Source organism: Hyphomicrobiales bacterium (genome assembly GCA_016710435.1).
GTDB lineage: Bacteria > Pseudomonadota > Alphaproteobacteria > Rhizobiales > Aestuariivirgaceae > Aestuariivirga.
Genome location: JADJVV010000001.1, coordinates 2,976,626 through 2,994,358 on the forward strand (window position 1 = coordinate 2,976,626; position 17,733 = coordinate 2,994,358).

Sequence of the window (17,733 nt, forward strand, 5' to 3'; positions counted from 1 at the left end):
CGGGATGGCAAGAGGCACAAAAGTGAAACGCATTGTGGCCGGGGAACCGGCGGCGCTATCCGCGCATGGCGTAGGGCAGGTTGCTGGAGGGCGCAAGGCCTTGGCGCATCACCAGTTGCCGCAGCGGCGGGAAGGCCGAGATCATCGACAGTGCACCGACACGCATCAGGTCCAGCGGCAGGAATTCCGCCAGCATGGATGTGTTCATGGCTGAGATGATGGCCTGCCGTTCGGTCACGTCGCGGGTGCGGCGGGCGTGATATTCGGTCATCGCGGCCCCCGAGCCGGCATCATCGTGGCCCAGCACCACATCGATTGCGTGGCCAACGTCGCGCAATGACATGTTGAGACCCTGTGCCCCGACAGGCGGGAAGGCATGGGCCGTTTCGCCCGTGAGCATCGTGCGGTTCGCCGCGAACTGCCGGGCGCGCAAGCCCCGCATGGGAAACGCCTTGGGTGGCGTCACACCACTGATAAGCCCGAGCGTGCCCCGCGTCACCAACTGGATTTCCATGGCGAGTTCCTGCCCCGTTCGGAACAGGAGGCTTTCAATGATTTGCGGAGCGCCCATCCATACGAGGCTGGAGGCATTGCCCGGCAGCGGCACGGTGGTGAAGGCACCGCCCGGCCGGTGCCGCTCGGTCGAGACACCGTGATGGGGACCTGAATGCTGGAATGTCGTGACAAGAGCGGACTGGTCGAACGCCCAGCGGTCCACATTGATGCCGGCAGCCTTGCGCAGCAGCGACTCGATGCCATCCGCCGCAATCAGCACCTCGCCGTAGTAGCGCGCGCCGGAAGCCGTATCGACGGCGGCCACGGCTCCGAGGTTCTCGGCCGCGGTCACGGTATCGGCGATGATCTCCACGCCCGCCTGCTGCGCCGCGTTGCGGAGTTCGACAGTGAGCGCCCCCAGCGGGATGTTCCAGCCGAAAGCCTCCAGCCCTACCTCGGCGGCGGAGAAGGTGAGCCGCGGCGCACTGACGAGGTTGCCCATGTCATCGATGATGTCGAGATGGAGAAGGGGCGAGGATACGAACGAGAGCGAACCGGGCCACACACCGATGCGGTTCAGCAGGCGCAGCGAGGGTTCCATCAGCGCCACGGTGCGCGGGTCCGGTCCCGCCTCAGGCGCGATGAGCAGCGTGGGAATGCCCTCCCGGGCCGAGAGCGTGGCGGCGGCGAGACCGGCAGGGCCTCCGCCGACAACAATCACACGCGCAGTCAGTTCTTCACTCATGTCTTCCCTCAGGCCAGCGCCCAGGCCTTCATGCTGTCGCGCGGTGCAAAGCGCGCCTCGAATTCGGCGAGCCTTGGAAAATGTGTGCGCCACGCCAGCGCGCCGTGGCGGAAATCAACATAGCCCAGCATGCAGGCCGTGCAGATGCTGCCCACTGTCACAGCAGCCAGCGTGTCCGGCCAGTTCTGCTCCAGGTCGGCGAGAGTGTCGAGCACGCGCTGCCGCTGGCGGTCGTGGAATTCTGGCCAGCGCTTGTCTTCAGGCCGCACCGCCTGCTCATAGCGGAGGCTCACGGCAGCGTCCGCGGCACCTTGCGCCGTCGCCTGCAGGGTCAGGATGCGGAACCGCTTCACACCCTCATGCGGCAAGAGTTCGGTGCGCCCACTCACATGCACAAGGTATTCCATGATCACGCGGCTATCATGAATTCCTGCACCGTGGTCCGTCTCAAGCACCGGTACCTTCGCGATGGGGGAGAGCCGCCGCAGGTCCGCGTTCACCTCCTGCGGTTTCACGCTGGTCTTGACGTATTCGACCTTGTCCTTGAGGCCCGCCTCATGCGCCGTCACAAGGCACATGCGCACAAACGGGGAGTTGATGTCGCCGTAGATCTTCATTCGTAATCGCCATCATGCTGGAGTTGCGCTTCCCCTGAATTGAAGGTCAGCCCTTGGCCCTTGTCAAAGAAAAATGCAGGACCGCACCCGTTACGTAGCTGCAGACGTCAGGGACCCACTAAGCATCGCCCCACTGGGATTGCCACCATTCTGGGTGCCATGATGGGAGGCCGCAATGACGCCCGGCATGAAGTCACACGATCGCAACCGCAACGTGAAGCGTCAGGAGAACACGGCTGTGGATATCAGAACCCCGACGTGGAACGCCGCGTTTCAGTACTTTCGCAGCAGTCCCACGAGCTTGCCTTGCACGCGCACCCGGTCCGGTCCGAAGATGCGGGTCTCATAGGCGGGATTGGCCGCTTCCAGCGCCACGGAATCGCCCTTCTTGCGCAGGCGCTTCAACGTGGCTTCCTCATCATCCACGAGAGCGACCACGATATCGCCGTTCATGGCCGTTTCGCCCTTGCGGATCAAAACCGTATCACCGTCAAAAATGCCGGCATCGATCATGGAGTCACCCTTGACCTCGAGCGCATAGTGCTCGCCATTGCCCAGCATGTCGGGCGGGATCGGGATGTTGGCGGAATGATCCTGGATGGCGGCAATGGGAACACCGGCCGCGATCCGGCCCATCATCGGCACGACCACATTGGCATTGGCCGCCGCTGGGGCAGGTTGGCGGTCGTTGGCGGAAGGCAGGGTACGCACCTTGCCCAGCGTTCCATCAATGACATTGGGCTTGAACGTGCCCTTCTTGGCAACGGCAGGATTGAAGGCATCCGGCAGCTTGAGCACTTCCAGCGCGCGGGCCCGGTTCGGCATGCGGCGAATGAAGCCGCGCTCCTCCAGCGCCACGATGAGGCGGTGAACACCAGACTTGGATTGCAGGTCGAGCGCCTCCTTCATTTCCTCGAAGGACGGGGGAACCCCTTCTTCCTTCATGCGCTCGTTGATGAACAAAAGAAGCTCAAGTTGTTTGCGGGTGAGCATTTTGCGCCCTCCAGGTCAGGCAGATTCGGAACATTTCCGCAACATAAGTACCATGTTCCGCACCTGTTCGCAAACTGTTTGCGTTCTGAGCCGGATTTGGCGAAGTCTGGGCGAAAAGCGCTAGAAATCGAGCAGCAGAATGGGAACGTCATCCCCCGCCGCCGCCGCAGCGGCATGGGCCGTCCGGATGATGAGGCAGTGGGCGGATTGCATCGACCGCTGCATCGACGAATCCTGGATGGAGAACGGCGTCACGCTACGCCGTCCGTCCGGAGCGCAGGTGAGCGTGGCGCGGATGTAATCCTGCCGGTCGTCGTTGGCATGCAGCGGTGCGGTCAGGATCGCGCGTGGCGCTTCGCCCTCGGGGGGCAATCCCTGCAGCGCGTCGATCAGGGGCTTGAGGAAGAGCCGTGCCGTCACCAGGGCCGAGACCGGATTTCCGGGCAACCCCATGACGTGCAGCTTGCCCTTGCGGCCATGCATGAATGGTTTTCCCGGCCGCATGGCGATCTTCCAGAAGCCGATGCGAATCCCGCAGGCCTTGAACGCCGCCTGCACATAGTCGTGGTCGCCGACCGAAGCGCCCCCGGTGGTCAGCAGGATGTCACCCTTCATGCCCTTGCGCACGGCAGCCTTCGTGGCGGCAAGCGTGTCCGGAACAATGCCGAGATTTGTCACCCGCGCGCCCAACGCTTCGGCCATGGCGGCAAGCGCATGGGAATTGGAGGAATAGATCTGGTCCGGCCTGGCGCGCTCTCCGGGTTGCACCAGTTCATCGCCCGTGGCGAACAGGATGATGTGCGGTTTCCTCCGCACACGGATTTTCCCCGCGTTGGCAGCGGCAGCAAGTCCGATGTCGCGGGGGCGGAGCCGCTGCCCCACGTGCAGAAGCGTGTCACCCCGGCCAAAATCCAATGCGGCGCGCCGGATGTTCCGGCCCTTGTCCGCGCCGTAGTGCACCGTCAGGCTGTCGCCGGCGCGGCTGGTGTTTTCCTGGATGATGACGGTATCGGCACCGGGGGCAGCGGCGCACCGGTGAGAATGCGCACGGCCTCGCCGCGCTTCACCATCTTGCGATAGCCATGCCCCGCGGCTGAGATGCCGGCGATGCGCAACGTGGCGGGCAGGGTGCCGAGGTCGGCATGGTGCAGCCCATAGCCATCCATGGCCGAGGCCGCGAAGGGCGGCTGGTCCCGCCCCGCCGTCACGGGGCCCGCCAGCACGCGGCCCGCACCAGCGCCAAGCGCAATCGTTTCCGCCGGGAGTGGCGTCACGCCTTCAAGGATTCTGGCGAGGGCGTCTGCGACGGGAAGAAGCGCCATCTCTCACTCCGCCCGGAAGGTGCCGGACTTGCCACCCGTCTTTTCCGCAAGCCGCATGTCAGTGATGCGCATCCCCCGGTCCACGGCTTTGAGCATATCGTAAATTGTCAGGCAGGCCACGGAACAGGCCGTCAGGGCTTCCATCTCGACACCCGTCTTGCCTTCAACCTTCACGGTTGCTTCCACGTCTATGTAATTGGTATCAATGAAGAAATCCACGTTCACCTTGCTGATCATCAAAGGGTGGCACAGGGGAATGAGGTCGCTCGTCTTCTTCGCTGCCATGATGCCGGCGATACGCGCCGTGGCCAGCACGTCGCCTTTTTTGGCGCTGCCGGAGGTGATGAGCGCAATGGTCGCCGCATCGGCCAGCACGCGGGCCCGCGCTGTGGCGCTGCGCACCGTCACATCCTTGGCAGACACGTCCACCATGTGTGCCTGGCCCTTGTCATCAAGGTGGCTGAGCTTCGCCATTACAGCCCCCCGCGTGACAGGATGGTGCGAGTCGCCGCGGCAACATCGTCCTGGCGCATCAGGCTCTCGCCGATCAGGAATGTCCGCGCCCCAACCTTCTCCAGCCGTGCAAGATCAGGTGGCGCAAACAACCCGCTCTCCGCTACGATCATACGGTCCGGCGGAATGAGGGGCGCAAGGCGTTCGGTCGTCTTCAGCGTCACCTCGAAGGTGTGGAGATTGCGGTTGTTGACACCGATCATCGGCGAGGAAAGCTTCAGCGCCCGCTCCAGTTCGGCCTCGTCGTGCACCTCAATCAGCACATCCATGCCGAACGCCTGCGCTGCGGCTTCAAGTTCCGCGGCGAGACTGTCCCCGATCATCGCCATGATGAGGAGGATGCAGTCCGCCCCCAGGGCGCGCGCTTCGGCCACCTGGTAAACATCGAGCATGAAATCCTTGCGCAAGGCAGGAAGTGTGCAGGCAGCCCGCGCCCCACCCAGGAACGCTGGCGCGCCCTGAAAGCTCGGCGTGTCGGTCAGCACCGAAAGACAGGCAGCACCGCCCGCCTCGTAATCCCGCGCCAGCGATGGCGGATCGAAGTCCGGCCGGATCAGGCCCTTTGAGGGAGATGCCTTCTTGATCTCGGCAATCAGCGCCCAGTCGCCCCGCGCATGCTTGGCACGCAGGGCTTGCATAAAGCCACGCACGCCGCCCTGCGCCTGCGCCTCTGCTTCCACGGCTTCGAAGGGCCGTGCGGCCTTGGCGGCGGCCACTTCCTCGCGCTTGTAGGCGGCAATCTTGTCAAGGATGGTGGCCATCAGTCGTTCGAAACCTCGACGAGGCGCGCCAATGCCTTGGCGGCAGAACCCGAGGCCAGCGACTCCCGCGCTACGGCAACGCCGGACGTGAGGTCCGCCGCCTTGCCCGCCACGATCAGGGCGGCGGCCGTGGTAAGCACGGCGGCATCGGCAAAGGCGGAGGGCTTGCCCGAGAGCACGTGGCGGAGTGCCTCCGCATTGTGCTGGGCATCGCCACCCTTGAGGTCTTCAAACGTGCTGCGGGTCACACCCGCCGCCTCCGGCGTGATTTCAAACGTGCGCACCACGCCGCCCTTCAATTCGGAAATCAGGGTGGTGCCTGAGGGGACAATTTCGTCCATGCCGCCTTCGCCATGGCAGATCCAGGAGGCCTCGCTTCCGAGGTTCTTCAGAACCTGCGCGAGCGGCTCCACCCAAGCCTTTGAAAAAACGCCAGTAACTTGACGCTTCACCCCCGCCGGATTGGACAGGGGGCCGAGGAGGTTGAAGATCGTCCGCGTGCCCAGTTCCACCCGCGTCGGGCCCACATGCTTCATGGAGGAATGATGCTGCGGCGCGAACATGAAGCCGACGCCTGCTTCCCGGATGCAGGCGCTGATCTTCTCCGGCCCCGTATCCAGTTTCACCCCCAGCGCCATCAGCACGTCGGCCGAGCCGGACTTGGAGGAGAGCGCGCGGTTGCCATGCTTGGCAACGGTAAGGCCTGCACCCGCCGCCACGAAGGCCGCGCAGGTGGAGATGTTGTACGACCCCGACGCGTCACCGCCCGTTCCGACGATGTCGATGGCATGGGCGGGCGCGTCGACGCGCAGCATCTTCTCGCGCATCACTTCCACAGCACCGGTGATTTCATCCACCGTCTCGCCACGCACCCGCAGCGCCATCAGCAGGCCGGCGATCTGCGAAGGCGTGGCCTCGCCGGACATGAGCACGTTGAAGGCTATGCGGGCTTCTGCACGCGTCAGCGGCGTGCCGTCGGCCACCTTGGCGAGGAGGGGCTTCAACTCGCTCATGACGCGCCACCGCTTCGGCTCACACGCGCCATGTCGAGGAAATTGCGGAGGATGTCATGACCGTGCTGCGAGGCGATGCTCTCGGGGTGGAACTGCACGCCATGCACATTCTTGCTCTTGTGCTGCAGCCCCATGATGATGCCGTCGGTCTCCGCCGTGATCTCGAGGTCGGCAGGCAGGGTTGCCTTATCGACAACGAGCGAATGATAGCGCGTGGCATCAAAATCCTGTGGCAGGCCCTTGAACACACCCTTGTCGGCGTGATGCACCTTGGAAAGTTTGCCGTGCATCTGCGAGGGCGCGCGCACCACGTCACCGCCGAAGGCTTCGCCGATGGCCTGCAGGCCCAGACACACGCCGAACACCGGAATGTTGCCTGACGCGGCCTTGATGAGGTCGATGATGATGCCCGCCTGCGAAGGCGTGCCGGGTCCGGGTGAAATGACGATGGCTTCGGGCCGCGCCGACATTACCTGGCCCACACTGATCTTGTCATTGCGGTGAACCACCGTCTCTGCCCCGAGGTCGCCGAGGAAATGATAGAGGTTCCAGGTGAAGCTGTCGTAGTTGTCGATGAGGATGATCATTGTCCCCTCCCGGCACGGCCTGCAAAGCGCACGGCCTCTTCAGCGGCGCGGAACAGGGCCTTGGCCTTGTTCACGCACTCCTGGTGTTCGTTCTCCGGAATGGAATCCGCCACAACGCCTGCACCCGCCTGCACATACATCCTGCCGTCCTTGACGATCGCCGTGCGCAGCACAATGCAGGTGTCCATCTCGCCATCCGCGGAGAAATAGCCCACGCAGCCGGCGTAAACGCCGCGCTTGTGCTTTTCCAGTTCGTCGATGATTTCCATGGCACGCACTTTTGGCGCACCCGACACCGTGCCCGCCGGAAATCCGGCAACCAGCGCGTCGATCACGTCATGGTTCTTGCCCAGCCGTCCTTCGACGTTGGAGACGATGTGCATCACCTGGCTGTAGTATTCGAGGATGAACTTGTCCGTCACCCTGATGGAACCGATGTCTGCAACGCGGCCCACATCGTTGCGGCCAAGGTCCAGCAGCATCAGGTGCTCGGCCAGTTCCTTCGGGTCCGCCAGCAATTCGGCGGCGAGTTCCCTGTCGCGGGTGGGCGTTGCGCCGCGGGGGCGGGTGCCGGCAATGGGCCGGATCGTCACCTTGCCATCACGCACCCGTACCAGAATCTCCGGCGACGAGCAGACCACGGCGAAGCTGTCGAAGTTGAGGTAGACGAGGAACGGTGAGGGATTGACGCGCCGCAAGCTGCGATAGAGCGAAAAGGGCGGCAGCGTGAATTCCGTTTCGAAGCGCTGCGACAGCACCACCTGGAAGATGTCGCCCGCCGCGATGTATTCCTTCGCCTTGAGTACCATCGCCTTGTATTCTTCGGGCGTCGTGTTGGAGACTTGCGGCTTCATCGGCGGTGCGTCGTTGTCGCGCAACTGCATGTCGAGCGGCCGGTCCAGCGCATCGACGACCTCTGAGAGCCGCTCGGTGGCCCGGGCATAGGCCGCACGGGGAGAGAGTCCCTTCGACACATAAACGGGTGCCGTGACGGTGACCTCATCCTTCACGCTGTCGAAGATCGCCATGACGGTGGGGCGGATCATGATGCCGTCGGGCAGCCCCAGCACATCCTGTGGCGTGTCGGGGAGATGCTCCATCAGCCGGACGGAATCATAGCCGAGATAGCCGAACACGCCCGCCGCCATGGGCGGGGCATCTTCGGGCAGCCTGATCTGGCTTTCCGCATTGAGTGTCCGAAGCGAGGCCAGGGGCTCCAGCGACTGTTCTTCGAAAGACCCGTTGGGATCGGTCAGCGCCTTGCGGTTGATGAAAGCCTTGTCGCCGCGGGCCTTCCAGATGACATCGGGGTTGAGGCCGATGATGGAATAGCGCCCGCGCACGGATCCGCCTTCCACCGATTCAAGCAGGAACGAGTAGCGCGCGTTGCGGCCCAGCTTGAGCATGGCCGAGACGGGCGTTTCCAGGTCCGCCACCAGACGCGTGGAGACGATCTGGTTCTCGCCCCGTTCATAGGCCTGGGCAAAATGGTCGTATTCGGGGGAGACGATCATGGCACGGGGCGACCTGCTTCTACTGCTGGGCCGCGTTGCCGCGGATGTTGTCCCACAACGGTTCGTTGATGCTGACCGAGACGCCCGTGCGTGCCGCCTTCATGAAGGCGGCCAGGGCATCTTCGCCCATGCCCAGCTTGAGATCGTCGGCGAGCGCCTTCGTCTCATTGCTGGCGGCGTTGAACGGTGGCGTGTTGACCTTGCTGACCTCGATGATGCGGGCCGTCTTGCCATCGCCCTCAAGCGACCATGTCAGGCTGTTGGCAGGCGCGGCGAACAGGGCCAGCGCCGCCATGCCGTCGAAGGTTTCGGACACATCGTTGCGCTTTATGTTGATGACGGTCTTGATCTCCGCGTTGGCTTCCGTCGCCAGCGTATCGATCTTGGTGGCCGAGCCTGCCTTGGCGACGATGGCTTTTGCCTTCTCGGCGGCGAGGTCACGAAGCTTGCCCGCGACGTAGTCCTTCTTCACCTGCTCCTTCACCTCGTCGAGCGGCTTCAGGGCAGAGGGAATCACCTCGCGCACTTCGTACCAGACATAGCCGTCCTGCAGCGAAAGCGCGTCGTTCTCCACACCGACGTCACTTGCGAAGGCGGCCTTGAGCAGTTCGGCCTTGGCGGGAAGCGCCACGTCCTTGCCGTCACGGTCCACTCCTGCGGCATTCACGGCAGCGGCCAGCGTGAAAGGAATGCCGGCCTTGGAGGCAATGTCCTCGAACTTCGTCTGCTGCGCCCGGGCATCTTCCACCGCGTCGTAGATCGACTGGATTTCTTCCTTGGCTTTTTCAAGCTGCAGGCGCTTCACCAGTTCGTCTCGCACGTCGCCCAGAGTCTTCTGCACCTCGGGCGTGACTTTCGTCACCTTGAGGAGGGCGGTGGTGAGATCACCCGACACAGGTGCACTCACGGCGCCCTCGGCAAGGCTGAAGGCCGCGTCCGCAATCTTGGCGTCGAGGAAGTCGGCCTTCGTGCGGTCGGCGAAGGTCACGTCGCTCTCCTTGGCGCCAGCCTCGGTGGCGAGCTTCATGAAGTCTTCGCCTGCATCCAGACGCTTCTTGGCCGCTTCGGCCTTGGCCACATCAGGGAACGACAATTGCAGCACCGTGCGCCTTTCGGGCGTGAAGTAGTCCTGCTTGTAGCGGTCGAAAGCGGCGGTCACTTCTTCCTCGCTGATCGTCAGTTTGGCCGCCACGTCGGCGGGCTCCACCTTGATGGCGGCGATGCTGCGGAACTCGGGCGCCGTGTAGGCGGCGGGCGTTGTCTCATACTGCTTCTTGAGGTCGGCATCCGTGGGCGGGGGCACATCAGCCTCGCTCACAGTGAAGGAGAAATAGCGCGCGTCCCGTGTCTCATCGCGATAGCGCGACATGGCTTCGGTGAGCGTGCGGGGCAGCACCAACCCGGTGTTGCCCACATCGGTGATGGTGCGGCGCAGGCGGTTCTGCCGCTCCGTCATCAGGAAGCGCGCTTCATCGAGGCCGTTCTGCTGCAGCAATTGGCGGAAGCGGCCCGGATCGAAATTGCCCTTGCTGTCCTGGAAGGTCTTGTTGGCGGCCACGTCGGCTACGATCGACTCATTCGAGACGGCGAGCTTCAGGTCCTCGGCCTTGGCGTCGGTGACGGCTGTGTCGATGATACGGTCCAGCACCTGGCGGTCGATGCCGAACTTGCGGGCGTCATCCAGTGTCAGCGCATTGCCGGTCTGGGCCGCGAGCCGCTGCAGGTCATTGTTGAGGTCGCGGCGGAACTGCTCGCTCGAAACGACCACATCGCCGATCTTGACGAGGTCCTGCGGGCCGAAACCTGTCCAGCGCGCGAAACTTTCGCCCACGCCATTGCCCACGTCCTTGATGCCCCAGATGGCGAAGCTCGCCACGAGGAAGGCCATCAGTACCTTGGCCACCCAGCTTTGGGCAGCGTTGCGGAACGTCTCAAGCATCGTCTTCCAGTCCTTCGGATTGCAAAGGTCCCGCACCACGGACGGGACCAGATCGGGAATGCTGTATCATAGGTAGCCATCTTTGCTCTCGCAAGCGCGAGATTGCGGTGCTAGGAACCGCCTAACACATTGATGGGGAAGACGATGTCCGAAACTGCGATCCGCCCGCTGGTGGCCGGAAACTGGAAGATGAACGGAACGACCGCCGCCCTGCGCGAACCGCGCCTTCTGGGCGCGATGCTGAAAGGCGTAAAGCTCAAGTGCGACGTCCTCGTCTGTCCGCCCGCCACCATCCTCCGCCGCGCCAAGGCGGTGATGAAGGGCGGCAAGATCAAGGTCGGCGGACAGGATTGCCACGCCGCCGCCGCAGGCGCCCACACCGGTGACATTTCGGCCGAGATGCTGAAGGACGCAGGCGCCGCCATGGTGATCGTCGGCCACTCCGAGCGCCGCACCAACCACAAGGAAACCGATGAGCAGGTGGCCGCCAAGGCCAAGGCCGCCCACCGTGCAGGCCTCGTCGCCATCGTCTGCATCGGCGAGACGCTGGACGAGCGCAAGGGCGGCAAGACGCTCGAGGTCTTGTCGCGGCAACTCAAGGGCTCCATTCCGGAAGGCGCCAACTCCACCAACACTGTCATTGCCTACGAACCCGTCTGGGCCATCGGCACGGGCCTCACGGCCTCCACGGCCGAGGTGGCGGAAGCCCATTCCCACATCCGTGCCGACATCGGCAAGATCATGGGAACGGAAGGGACCAAGACCCGCATTCTCTACGGCGGCTCGGTCAAGCCTTCGAATGCCGCCGAACTCATGGGTGCAGCCAATGTCAACGGCGCCCTTGTCGGCGGAGCCTCGCTCAAGGCGTCGGACTTCATCGGCATCATCAAGACGTATATGTGAGGAACGCGGCGCATGACCACCGACCTTCCCACGCTCACCAAGCGCAAGCTCCAGGCCGAGGTGATCGGTCCGATCTTTGCCGAGATGGTGGCGGAGATCGGTGAGGAAAAGGCGTCGGAGATTCTTGACCGGGCCATCCGCAAGGCAGCCATCAACGAGGGCAGGGCCTTTGCCGCCCGTGCCCCCGGCGGCAAGCCATCCATGGCGGACTTCATCAAGCTCTTTGAACTCTGGACGACGGGCGGCTCGCTTGAAATCGACGTGCTCGCGGCCAGCGACACGCAGTTCGACTTCAACGTCACCCGCTGCCGCTACGCCGAGACCTACAGGGAGATGGGCCTGGAGAAGATCGGCCATCTCCTGTCCTGCAACCGCGACGGCAGCTTCTGCGAAGGCTATGACCCCAAACTGAAACTCGACCGCGCCCAGACGATCATGGGCGGCGCCAAGTGCTGCACCTTCCGCTACAGCGTGGAAAAGTGAGGCCCTTGCCGCCGGGTTGCCTCGCCCCCAATTAGGGGCTAAAGCCGCCGCCAACTTCACAACTTTCCGGATTTCGCCGATGCAAACCGTTCTTCTCGTCATCCACCTCTTTGTCGCCCTCGCGCTCGTGGGCGTGATCTTGCTGCAGCGGTCGGAGGGGGGCGCCCTCGGCATCGGTGGCGGCAATGGCGGCGCGGGCAGCATCTTCTCCGCGCGCGGCGTGGGCAATGCGCTCACCCGGGCCACGGCCTTCCTGGCGATTGCATTCTTCTTCACCTCGATTGCGCTCACGGTTCTGGCCACCCGCGGCGGCGTGGGCGGTGGATCGGCATTTGAAAAGGTCGCCCCCGCTGCCCAGCAGAACGGAAATGCTCCGGCCGCACCCGCCACGGGCGGCGATGCTCCGGCGCTGCCCAACCTGGGCGGACAACCGCAGCAGCCGGCCGTTCCGACGGGACAGTAAAACGGCGCGCGGCGTGAAACACTTGCGTGTTTCACAGCCGTCCACATCCAAAGTGAAACAACAGAATTCCGCGCTTCGAATCGGAAGGGCGGCGGGGTAGGATTGAGTCCCATGGCGCGATATATTTTCATCACCGGCGGCGTGGTCTCATCCCTTGGAAAAGGTCTTGCTTCAGCGGCACTTGGCGCGCTGCTCCAGGCCCGTGGTTTCAAGGTCAGGCTGCGCAAACTTGACCCCTATCTGAACGTCGATCCGGGCACCATGAGCCCGTATCAGCACGGCGAGGTCTTCGTCACCGACGATGGCGCCGAGACGGACCTCGATCTTGGCCACTACGAGCGTTTCACCGGGCGCCACGCCAACAAGGGCGACAACATCACCACCGGCAAGATCTACCAGGACATCATCACAAAGGAACGCCGCGGCGATTATCTCGGCGGCACGGTGCAGGTGATTCCCCACGTGACCGATGCCATCAAGGATTTCGTCCGTGGCGAAAGCGAGGGCTTCGATTTCGTGCTGGTCGAAGTGGGCGGCACGGTGGGTGACATCGAAGGCTTGCCGTTCTTCGAAGCCATCCGCCAATTCGGCCAGGAAAGCCCGCGCGGCTCCTGCATCTATATCCACCTCACACTGCTGCCATGGATTCCGACCGCCGGCGAACTCAAGACCAAGCCGACGCAGCATTCCGTGAAGGAGCTTCGCTCGATCGGTATCCAGCCGGATATTCTGCTCTGCCGCGCCGACCGGGAAATCCCCGTCAATGAACGCCGCAAGATCGCGCTGTTCTGCAACGTGCGCCCTTCGGCCGTCATTCAGGCTCTCGACGTGGGCAACATCTATGACGTGCCGCGCGCCTACCACGCCGAAGGTCTTGACCAGGAAGTGCTGGATGCCTTCGGCATCACAGATGCCGCCAAGCCCGACCTGTCGCAGTGGACCGACATCATGGACCGCATCACCCATCCGGAAGGAGAGGTGACGATTGCCGTGGTTGGGAAGTACACAGGCCTGCTGGATGCCTACAAGTCGCTGAAGGAAGCGCTCGTCCACGGCGGCATCGCCAACCGTGTGAAGGTGAACCTGGAGTGGATCGAGAGCGAGGTCTTCGAAAAGGAAGACCCGGCTCCATATCTCGAAGACGTGGACGGCATTCTCGTGCCCGGCGGCTTTGGCGAGCGCGGCTCGGAGGGCAAGATCCACGCCGTCACCTGGGCCCGCACCCGCAAGATTCCCTATTTCGGCATCTGCTTCGGCATGCAGATGGCCTGCATCGAAGCCGCGCGAAACCTGTGCGGCATCAAGAATGCCAGCTCCACCGAATTTGGCGAGACGAAGGAACCCGTCGTCGGCACCATGACGGAGTGGATGAAGGGCAACGAGCTTGAAATCCGCAAGGCGGGCGGCGACCTTGGCGGTACCATGCGACTCGGGGCCTTCGATGCCACGCTCTCCAAGGACAGCCACATCGCCGACATCTACGGCAGCAACCACATTTCGGAACGCCACCGCCACCGCTACGAGGTCAACACTGCCTATCGCAAGCGGCTGGAGGATGCAGGCCTGAGCTTCGCCGGCATGTCGCCCGATGGCCTGCTGCCTGAAACCGTCGAGTATCCGGACCACCCCTGGTTCATCGGCGTGCAGTATCATCCCGAACTCAAGTCCAAGCCGTTCGATCCGCACCCGCTGTTCAAGTCGTTCATCGCGGCAGCAGTGGTGCAAAGCCGACTGGTGTAGGGCAAATGCGCAGCGCGCTGTCAGCTTTTCTGGCGGCCCTGCTGCTGGTGCTTGCAGCCGCACTGCCGGCGCGCGCTTTCGACGAGACGGATGTTGCGCGGATTGATTCCAGCATCAAATCGTCGCGCGCCGCCCTGGCCAGCATCCTGGCCTCCACTGACCCGGACACGATTAGTGCGGATACGATCTCGCAGAACCGGAACGCCCTCATCAAGCTGAAAGCGGATGCAGACGGCACGGCCAAGGTCCTCGACCTGCCGCAAGCCGATGTCGCAGCGCAAATCACGCAACTGGGACCGCTGCCGGAAGACCCCACCATCGAGCCGCCGGAAATCGCCCAGCAGCGCAAGCAACTGAACGACCGCGCGGCCATGCTTCTCGGCCTGCGCAAGCAGCTTGAACTGGTTTCCGTGGAGGCGGACCAGCAACTGTCGCGGCTCAGCGGCATCGAGCGCGACCAGTTCCTCAGCCGCGTCTTTGCCTATGAGGACTCGATCCTCGATCCGCGCATGTGGTGGAGCGCGCTGACCTCCGCCAAGACATTCGTCCTCCGCCTCGGCAACCTCATGGGCCAGTGGTGGAAGGTCGTCTCGCCGGAGGCGAACTTCAGCGTCGCTGCCGTCACGGGCCTCTTCATACTGGTCGCGGGTTTTGTCATCAGCCGCCTGCGCGGTCTCTTCCGGGGCATGTTGTCCCCGTCGCTGTCGGAGCCCGGTGCCACCGATCCGCCAAGCCCGGTCCGCCGCCTCTGGCACGTGATCTTCTACTATCTGCAATGGGCCATCGGTACGATCCTGACGCTCATCATTTTGATTGTTGGTCTGGAGGCCGCCGGTTTCGTAACGTCGCAGTTCACCATGCTGTTCAACGGCGCGATGAACGTCATCATGTCGGTGGTCCTGTACGGTGGCGCCGCCTATCTCGTCTGCCAGCCGACGCGGCCGCAGGCGCGGCTTGTTGCCATCGACAGCTTCGCCGCCCGCAATCTGGTTCTGATCATCGTCGTTGCCTCTTTTATCTACAGCTTCGGAACGGCAGTGACGGACATTGCGTCGTCGCTCTCCATCCCGGTCAATTTCGCCGTGGGCGTATCGGCTCTTTCAGCCCTGACGCTGGTGGTGCTGATTTCACTGGCCCTGGTCATCATCAGGCGCGAGGCGGGCAAGGACATCGCCCGCGGAGCTCCCGGCTATCTGCTGGTCTGGTTCGTGAAGTTCACGCCCATCATCTGGCTGTTGCTGGTGCTGGCCATTGCTGCGCTGGCCTTTGGCTACATCGCACTCGGTTTGTTCATCGCCGGCAACATCCTCGAAAGCGCCATGCTCGCCGTCATTCTCGGCGTGTTGCATGCCTTTGCCCACGCCGTGGCAGATGCGGCCGCCAGTGAAGGCACGCGCACGGGGCAACTGGTCCGGCGCACCTTGCGCCTCACGGAGGAGGGCCTGGGCCGCACCATTCTTCTCTACCGCACCGTCATTGATATCGGCACGTCGGTCCTGGCGCTGTTCGGCCTTGCCGCCCTCTGGGCCGTCTCTCTGGTCGATTTCACCACCTTGTTGCGCCAGGCCGCGAGCGGGTTCCAGATCGGCAACATCACCATCAGTCCCAGTTCGCTTCTGGCGGCACTGCTGATCCTGCTCCTCGGCATCATCATCACGCGTTATATCACCTCATGGCTGCAGGGACGCGTGCTCTCGGCAACCAAGCTCGACAAGGGCGCCCAGGATTCAATCCGCACCTCGGCAGGCTATGCGGGATATGCTCTCGCGGCGGGCATGGCCCTGTCTGCGGCAGGCGTCAGCTTTTCCAGTGTGGCGCTGATCGCCGGTGCGCTTGGCCTTGGTGTCGGTCTCGGCTTGCAGCAGATCGTCACCAATTTCGTCTCGGGCCTCATCCTGCTGGCTGAGCGCCCGATCCGCATCGGCGACTGGGTGGTGACGACGGCGGGCGAGGGGATTGTGAAGCGCATCAACGTGCGCGCCACCGAAATCGAGACCTTCGACCGCAGCTCCATCGTCATTCCAAACTCGAACTTCATCATCAATCCGGTGCGCAACTGGACGCTCCGCGACACCATTGGTCATTTCACCGTTCCCGTAGCCGTGAGTTATGACGGCAATCCCGACGAGGTGGCGAAGATGCTCCTGGAGATTGCCTCAAACCATCCCAAGCTGATGCGCCATCCGGGGCCGGACGTGAACCTCGTCAAGCTCACGCCGCAGGCCATGGAATTCGAACTCGGCGGGCAGGTGCGCAACGTCCTTGACGCCGCCGCCGTCTCCAGCGATTTGCGCATGGAAATCGTGCGCCGTTTCGGCAAGAAACTGCTGCACATTCCGTCAGGCCAGGGGGCCAAGGCAGCAAAATGAACGATCAGGACATCTACGCCCGTTTTAATGAGTTGACGGGTATCGACTTTCTCCGTGAACTTATCGCCAGGGGTGACGCCTCGCCCATGGGCGAAACCATGAACCTCAAGGTGATCGAGGCGGGTGATGGCCTTGCGGTGGTGCAGGGCATTCCCGATGCGCGCTTCTACAACACCATGCGGCGCATGCACGGCGGTTTTGCAGCATCCCTCATCGACACGGGCCTCGGCTGCGCCGTCATGACCAAGCTCGGCAAGGGCGTGGGCTACGGCACGGTTGAGCTGAAGGTGAGTTTCGTCCGCAAGATCGACGTGGAAACGGGACCGCTATTCTGCACCGGCACGGTTCTGCACGCCGGCCGCACCATGCTCACCGCCGAAGCCAAGGTTGCCGACACGGCGGGCGTGCTTTATGCGCACGGCTCCGGCACGTTTCTGGTGTATCCCAAATGACAATGAATTCCGTCGTTACTGTTGGCAAAGTCCGTTTCGGCAATGCCTTGCCGCTCGCCCTCATCGCGGGGCCGTGCCAACTCGAAAGCCGCGAACACGCCTTCATGATGGCGGGCCGGCTGCTGGAAATCTGCAGCCGCATCGGCATCGGCCTCGTCTACAAGACGTCCTTCGACAAGGCGAACCGGACCAGCCTGTCAGGCCGCCGCGGCATGGGGCTGGAGAAATCGCTGGAGATCTTCGCCGACCTGCGCCGCGAGTTGTCGCTGCCCTTGCTCACCGACGTACACACCGAGGAACAATGCACCATCGTTGCCCCCGTGGTCGACGTGCTGCAAATCCCGGCCTTCCTCTGCCGCCAGACCGACCTGCTGGTTGCGGCGGCAAATACGGGCAAGGTGGTCAACGTCAAGAAGGGCCAGTTCCTGGCACCCTGGGACATGAAGAATGTGGCCGCCAAGATCACTGGCAGCGGCAATCCCAACGTCATGCTCACCGAACGCGGCGCGAGCTTCGGCTACAACACGCTGGTCTCGGACATGCGTAGCCTGCCGATCCTCGCGGAAACGGGTGCGCCCGTGATTTTTGACGCCACGCACTCGGTACAGCAACCGGGCGGGCAGGGAGCATCATCGGGCGGCGACCGCCGCATGGTGCCCGTTCTGGCCCGCGCCGCCGTGGCCGTGGGTGTGGCGGGCGTGTTCATCGAGACGCACCAGGACCCGGACAACGCGCCCTCCGACGGCCCCAACATGGTGCCGCTTGATCAGCTGGAAGTGCTGCTCCGCAAGTTGATGGCGCTCGACGAAATCGCCAAGCACTGA

The 17,733-nt window shown here is 63.4% G+C and carries 16 protein-coding genes and 1 pseudogene; 7 read left to right on the top strand and 10 right to left on the bottom strand.

Annotated elements, in window-relative coordinates:
• Positions 1–55: 55 nt before the first annotated feature.
• From IPM06_14515 to IPM06_14560, 10 genes and pseudogenes are all read right to left on the bottom strand, one after another.
• Positions 56–1,240 (bottom strand): FAD-dependent monooxygenase, encoded by a 1,185-nt coding sequence (locus IPM06_14515; protein MBK8771635.1) that lies wholly within the window; start codon positions 1,238–1,240, stop codon positions 56–58.
• An 8-nt stretch (positions 1,241–1,248) separates the two neighbouring features.
• A complete protein-coding gene (locus IPM06_14520; GenBank protein ID MBK8771636.1) occupies positions 1,249–1,857 on the bottom strand; it encodes a glutathione S-transferase family protein in 609 nt (202 codons plus the stop codon).
• A 273-nt stretch (positions 1,858–2,130) separates the two neighbouring features.
• The gene (lexA, locus tag IPM06_14525; GenBank protein ID MBK8771637.1) at positions 2,131–2,850 is read right to left on the bottom strand and encodes a transcriptional repressor LexA; all 720 of its coding nucleotides are present in this window, start codon (positions 2,848–2,850) and stop codon (positions 2,131–2,133) included.
• Between the two features lie 120 nt (positions 2,851–2,970).
• Positions 2,971–4,172, bottom strand: a pseudogene (locus tag IPM06_14530) (molybdopterin molybdotransferase MoeA).
• A gap of 3 nt (positions 4,173–4,175) precedes the next feature.
• Positions 4,176–4,646: a cyclic pyranopterin monophosphate synthase MoaC gene (moaC, locus tag IPM06_14535; GenBank protein MBK8771638.1), complete on the bottom strand. Its 471-nt coding sequence runs from the start codon at positions 4,644–4,646 to the stop codon at positions 4,176–4,178.
• Complete coding sequence (trpC, locus tag IPM06_14540) at positions 4,646–5,446, bottom strand: indole-3-glycerol phosphate synthase TrpC (protein MBK8771639.1); 801 nt, start codon at positions 5,444–5,446, stop codon at positions 4,646–4,648. Before trpC ends, moaC begins: the two co-directional genes overlap by 1 nt.
• Positions 5,446–6,459, bottom strand: a complete 1,014-nt coding sequence (gene trpD, locus IPM06_14545; protein ID MBK8771640.1) for an anthranilate phosphoribosyltransferase — start codon at positions 6,457–6,459, stop codon at positions 5,446–5,448. Before trpD ends, trpC begins: the two co-directional genes overlap by 1 nt.
• Entirely contained in the window at positions 6,456–7,046 is a 591-nt protein-coding gene (locus tag IPM06_14550) for an aminodeoxychorismate/anthranilate synthase component II (protein MBK8771641.1), read from the bottom strand. The genes trpD and IPM06_14550 overlap by 4 nt, the downstream gene beginning before the upstream one ends.
• Positions 7,043–8,560 carry an anthranilate synthase component I gene (locus IPM06_14555; protein MBK8771642.1) on the bottom strand — a complete coding sequence of 506 codons (1,518 nt, stop codon included), beginning with the start codon at positions 8,558–8,560 and terminating at the stop codon, positions 7,043–7,045. The genes IPM06_14550 and IPM06_14555 overlap by 4 nt, the downstream gene beginning before the upstream one ends.
• A 19-nt stretch (positions 8,561–8,579) precedes the next feature.
• Positions 8,580–10,499 carry a SurA N-terminal domain-containing protein gene (locus tag IPM06_14560; protein MBK8771643.1) on the bottom strand — a complete coding sequence of 640 codons (1,920 nt, stop codon included), beginning with the start codon at positions 10,497–10,499 and terminating at the stop codon, positions 8,580–8,582.
• Positions 10,500–10,643: 144 nt separating this feature from the next.
• Here IPM06_14560 and IPM06_14565 point away from each other — a divergent pair, with 144 nt between their 5' ends.
• From IPM06_14565 to kdsA, 7 genes are all read left to right on the top strand, one after another.
• Positions 10,644–11,402: a triose-phosphate isomerase gene (locus IPM06_14565; protein ID MBK8771644.1), complete on the top strand. Its 759-nt coding sequence runs from the start codon at positions 10,644–10,646 to the stop codon at positions 11,400–11,402.
• Positions 11,403–11,414: 12 nt separating this feature from the next.
• Positions 11,415–11,885, top strand: a complete 471-nt coding sequence (locus IPM06_14570; protein MBK8771645.1) for an L-2-amino-thiazoline-4-carboxylic acid hydrolase — start codon at positions 11,415–11,417, stop codon at positions 11,883–11,885.
• Between the two features lie 79 nt (positions 11,886–11,964).
• Entirely contained in the window at positions 11,965–12,348 is a 384-nt protein-coding gene (gene secG / locus IPM06_14575; protein MBK8771646.1) for a preprotein translocase subunit SecG, read from the top strand.
• 111 nt (positions 12,349–12,459) lie between these two features.
• Positions 12,460–14,088 carry a CTP synthase gene (locus IPM06_14580; protein MBK8771647.1) on the top strand — a complete coding sequence of 543 codons (1,629 nt, stop codon included), beginning with the start codon at positions 12,460–12,462 and terminating at the stop codon, positions 14,086–14,088.
• 5 nt (positions 14,089–14,093) lie between these two features.
• Positions 14,094–16,457: a mechanosensitive ion channel gene (locus IPM06_14585; protein MBK8771648.1), complete on the top strand. Its 2,364-nt coding sequence runs from the start codon at positions 14,094–14,096 to the stop codon at positions 16,455–16,457.
• Positions 16,454–16,909, top strand: coding sequence for a PaaI family thioesterase (locus tag IPM06_14590; protein MBK8771649.1), 456 nt, complete (start codon positions 16,454–16,456; stop codon positions 16,907–16,909). Before IPM06_14585 ends, IPM06_14590 begins: the two co-directional genes overlap by 4 nt.
• Positions 16,906–17,733 carry a 3-deoxy-8-phosphooctulonate synthase gene (gene kdsA, locus IPM06_14595; GenBank protein ID MBK8771650.1) on the top strand — a complete coding sequence of 276 codons (828 nt, stop codon included), beginning with the start codon at positions 16,906–16,908 and terminating at the stop codon, positions 17,731–17,733. Before IPM06_14590 ends, kdsA begins: the two co-directional genes overlap by 4 nt.

What these genes read in the sequence shown, in the direction of transcription:
- IPM06_14515 (MBK8771635.1), bottom strand. Translation starts at nt 1,240, where the DNA reads ATGAGTGAAGAACTGACTGCGCGTGTGATTGTTGTCGGCGGAGGCCCT.
- IPM06_14520 (MBK8771636.1), bottom strand. Translation starts at nt 1,857, where the DNA reads ATGAAGATCTACGGCGACATCAACTCCCCGTTTGTGCGCATGTGCCTT.
- lexA (MBK8771637.1), bottom strand. Translation starts at nt 2,850, where the DNA reads ATGCTCACCCGCAAACAACTTGAGCTTCTTTTGTTCATCAACGAGCGC.
- moaC (MBK8771638.1), bottom strand. Translation starts at nt 4,646, where the DNA reads ATGGCGAAGCTCAGCCACCTTGATGACAAGGGCCAGGCACACATGGTG.
- trpC (MBK8771639.1), bottom strand. Translation starts at nt 5,446, where the DNA reads ATGGCCACCATCCTTGACAAGATTGCCGCCTACAAGCGCGAGGAAGTG.
- trpD (MBK8771640.1), bottom strand. Translation starts at nt 6,459, where the DNA reads ATGAGCGAGTTGAAGCCCCTCCTCGCCAAGGTGGCCGACGGCACGCCG.
- IPM06_14550 (MBK8771641.1), bottom strand. Translation starts at nt 7,046, where the DNA reads ATGATCATCCTCATCGACAACTACGACAGCTTCACCTGGAACCTCTAT.
- IPM06_14555 (MBK8771642.1), bottom strand. Translation starts at nt 8,560, where the DNA reads ATGATCGTCTCCCCCGAATACGACCATTTTGCCCAGGCCTATGAACGG.
- IPM06_14560 (MBK8771643.1), bottom strand. Translation starts at nt 10,499, where the DNA reads ATGCTTGAGACGTTCCGCAACGCTGCCCAAAGCTGGGTGGCCAAGGTA.
- IPM06_14565 (MBK8771644.1), top strand. Translation starts at nt 10,644, where the DNA reads ATGTCCGAAACTGCGATCCGCCCGCTGGTGGCCGGAAACTGGAAGATG.
- IPM06_14570 (MBK8771645.1), top strand. Translation starts at nt 11,415, where the DNA reads ATGACCACCGACCTTCCCACGCTCACCAAGCGCAAGCTCCAGGCCGAG.
- secG (MBK8771646.1), top strand. Translation starts at nt 11,965, where the DNA reads ATGCAAACCGTTCTTCTCGTCATCCACCTCTTTGTCGCCCTCGCGCTC.
- IPM06_14580 (MBK8771647.1), top strand. Translation starts at nt 12,460, where the DNA reads ATGGCGCGATATATTTTCATCACCGGCGGCGTGGTCTCATCCCTTGGA.
- IPM06_14585 (MBK8771648.1), top strand. Translation starts at nt 14,094, where the DNA reads ATGCGCAGCGCGCTGTCAGCTTTTCTGGCGGCCCTGCTGCTGGTGCTT.
- IPM06_14590 (MBK8771649.1), top strand. Translation starts at nt 16,454, where the DNA reads ATGAACGATCAGGACATCTACGCCCGTTTTAATGAGTTGACGGGTATC.
- kdsA (MBK8771650.1), top strand. Translation starts at nt 16,906, where the DNA reads ATGACAATGAATTCCGTCGTTACTGTTGGCAAAGTCCGTTTCGGCAAT.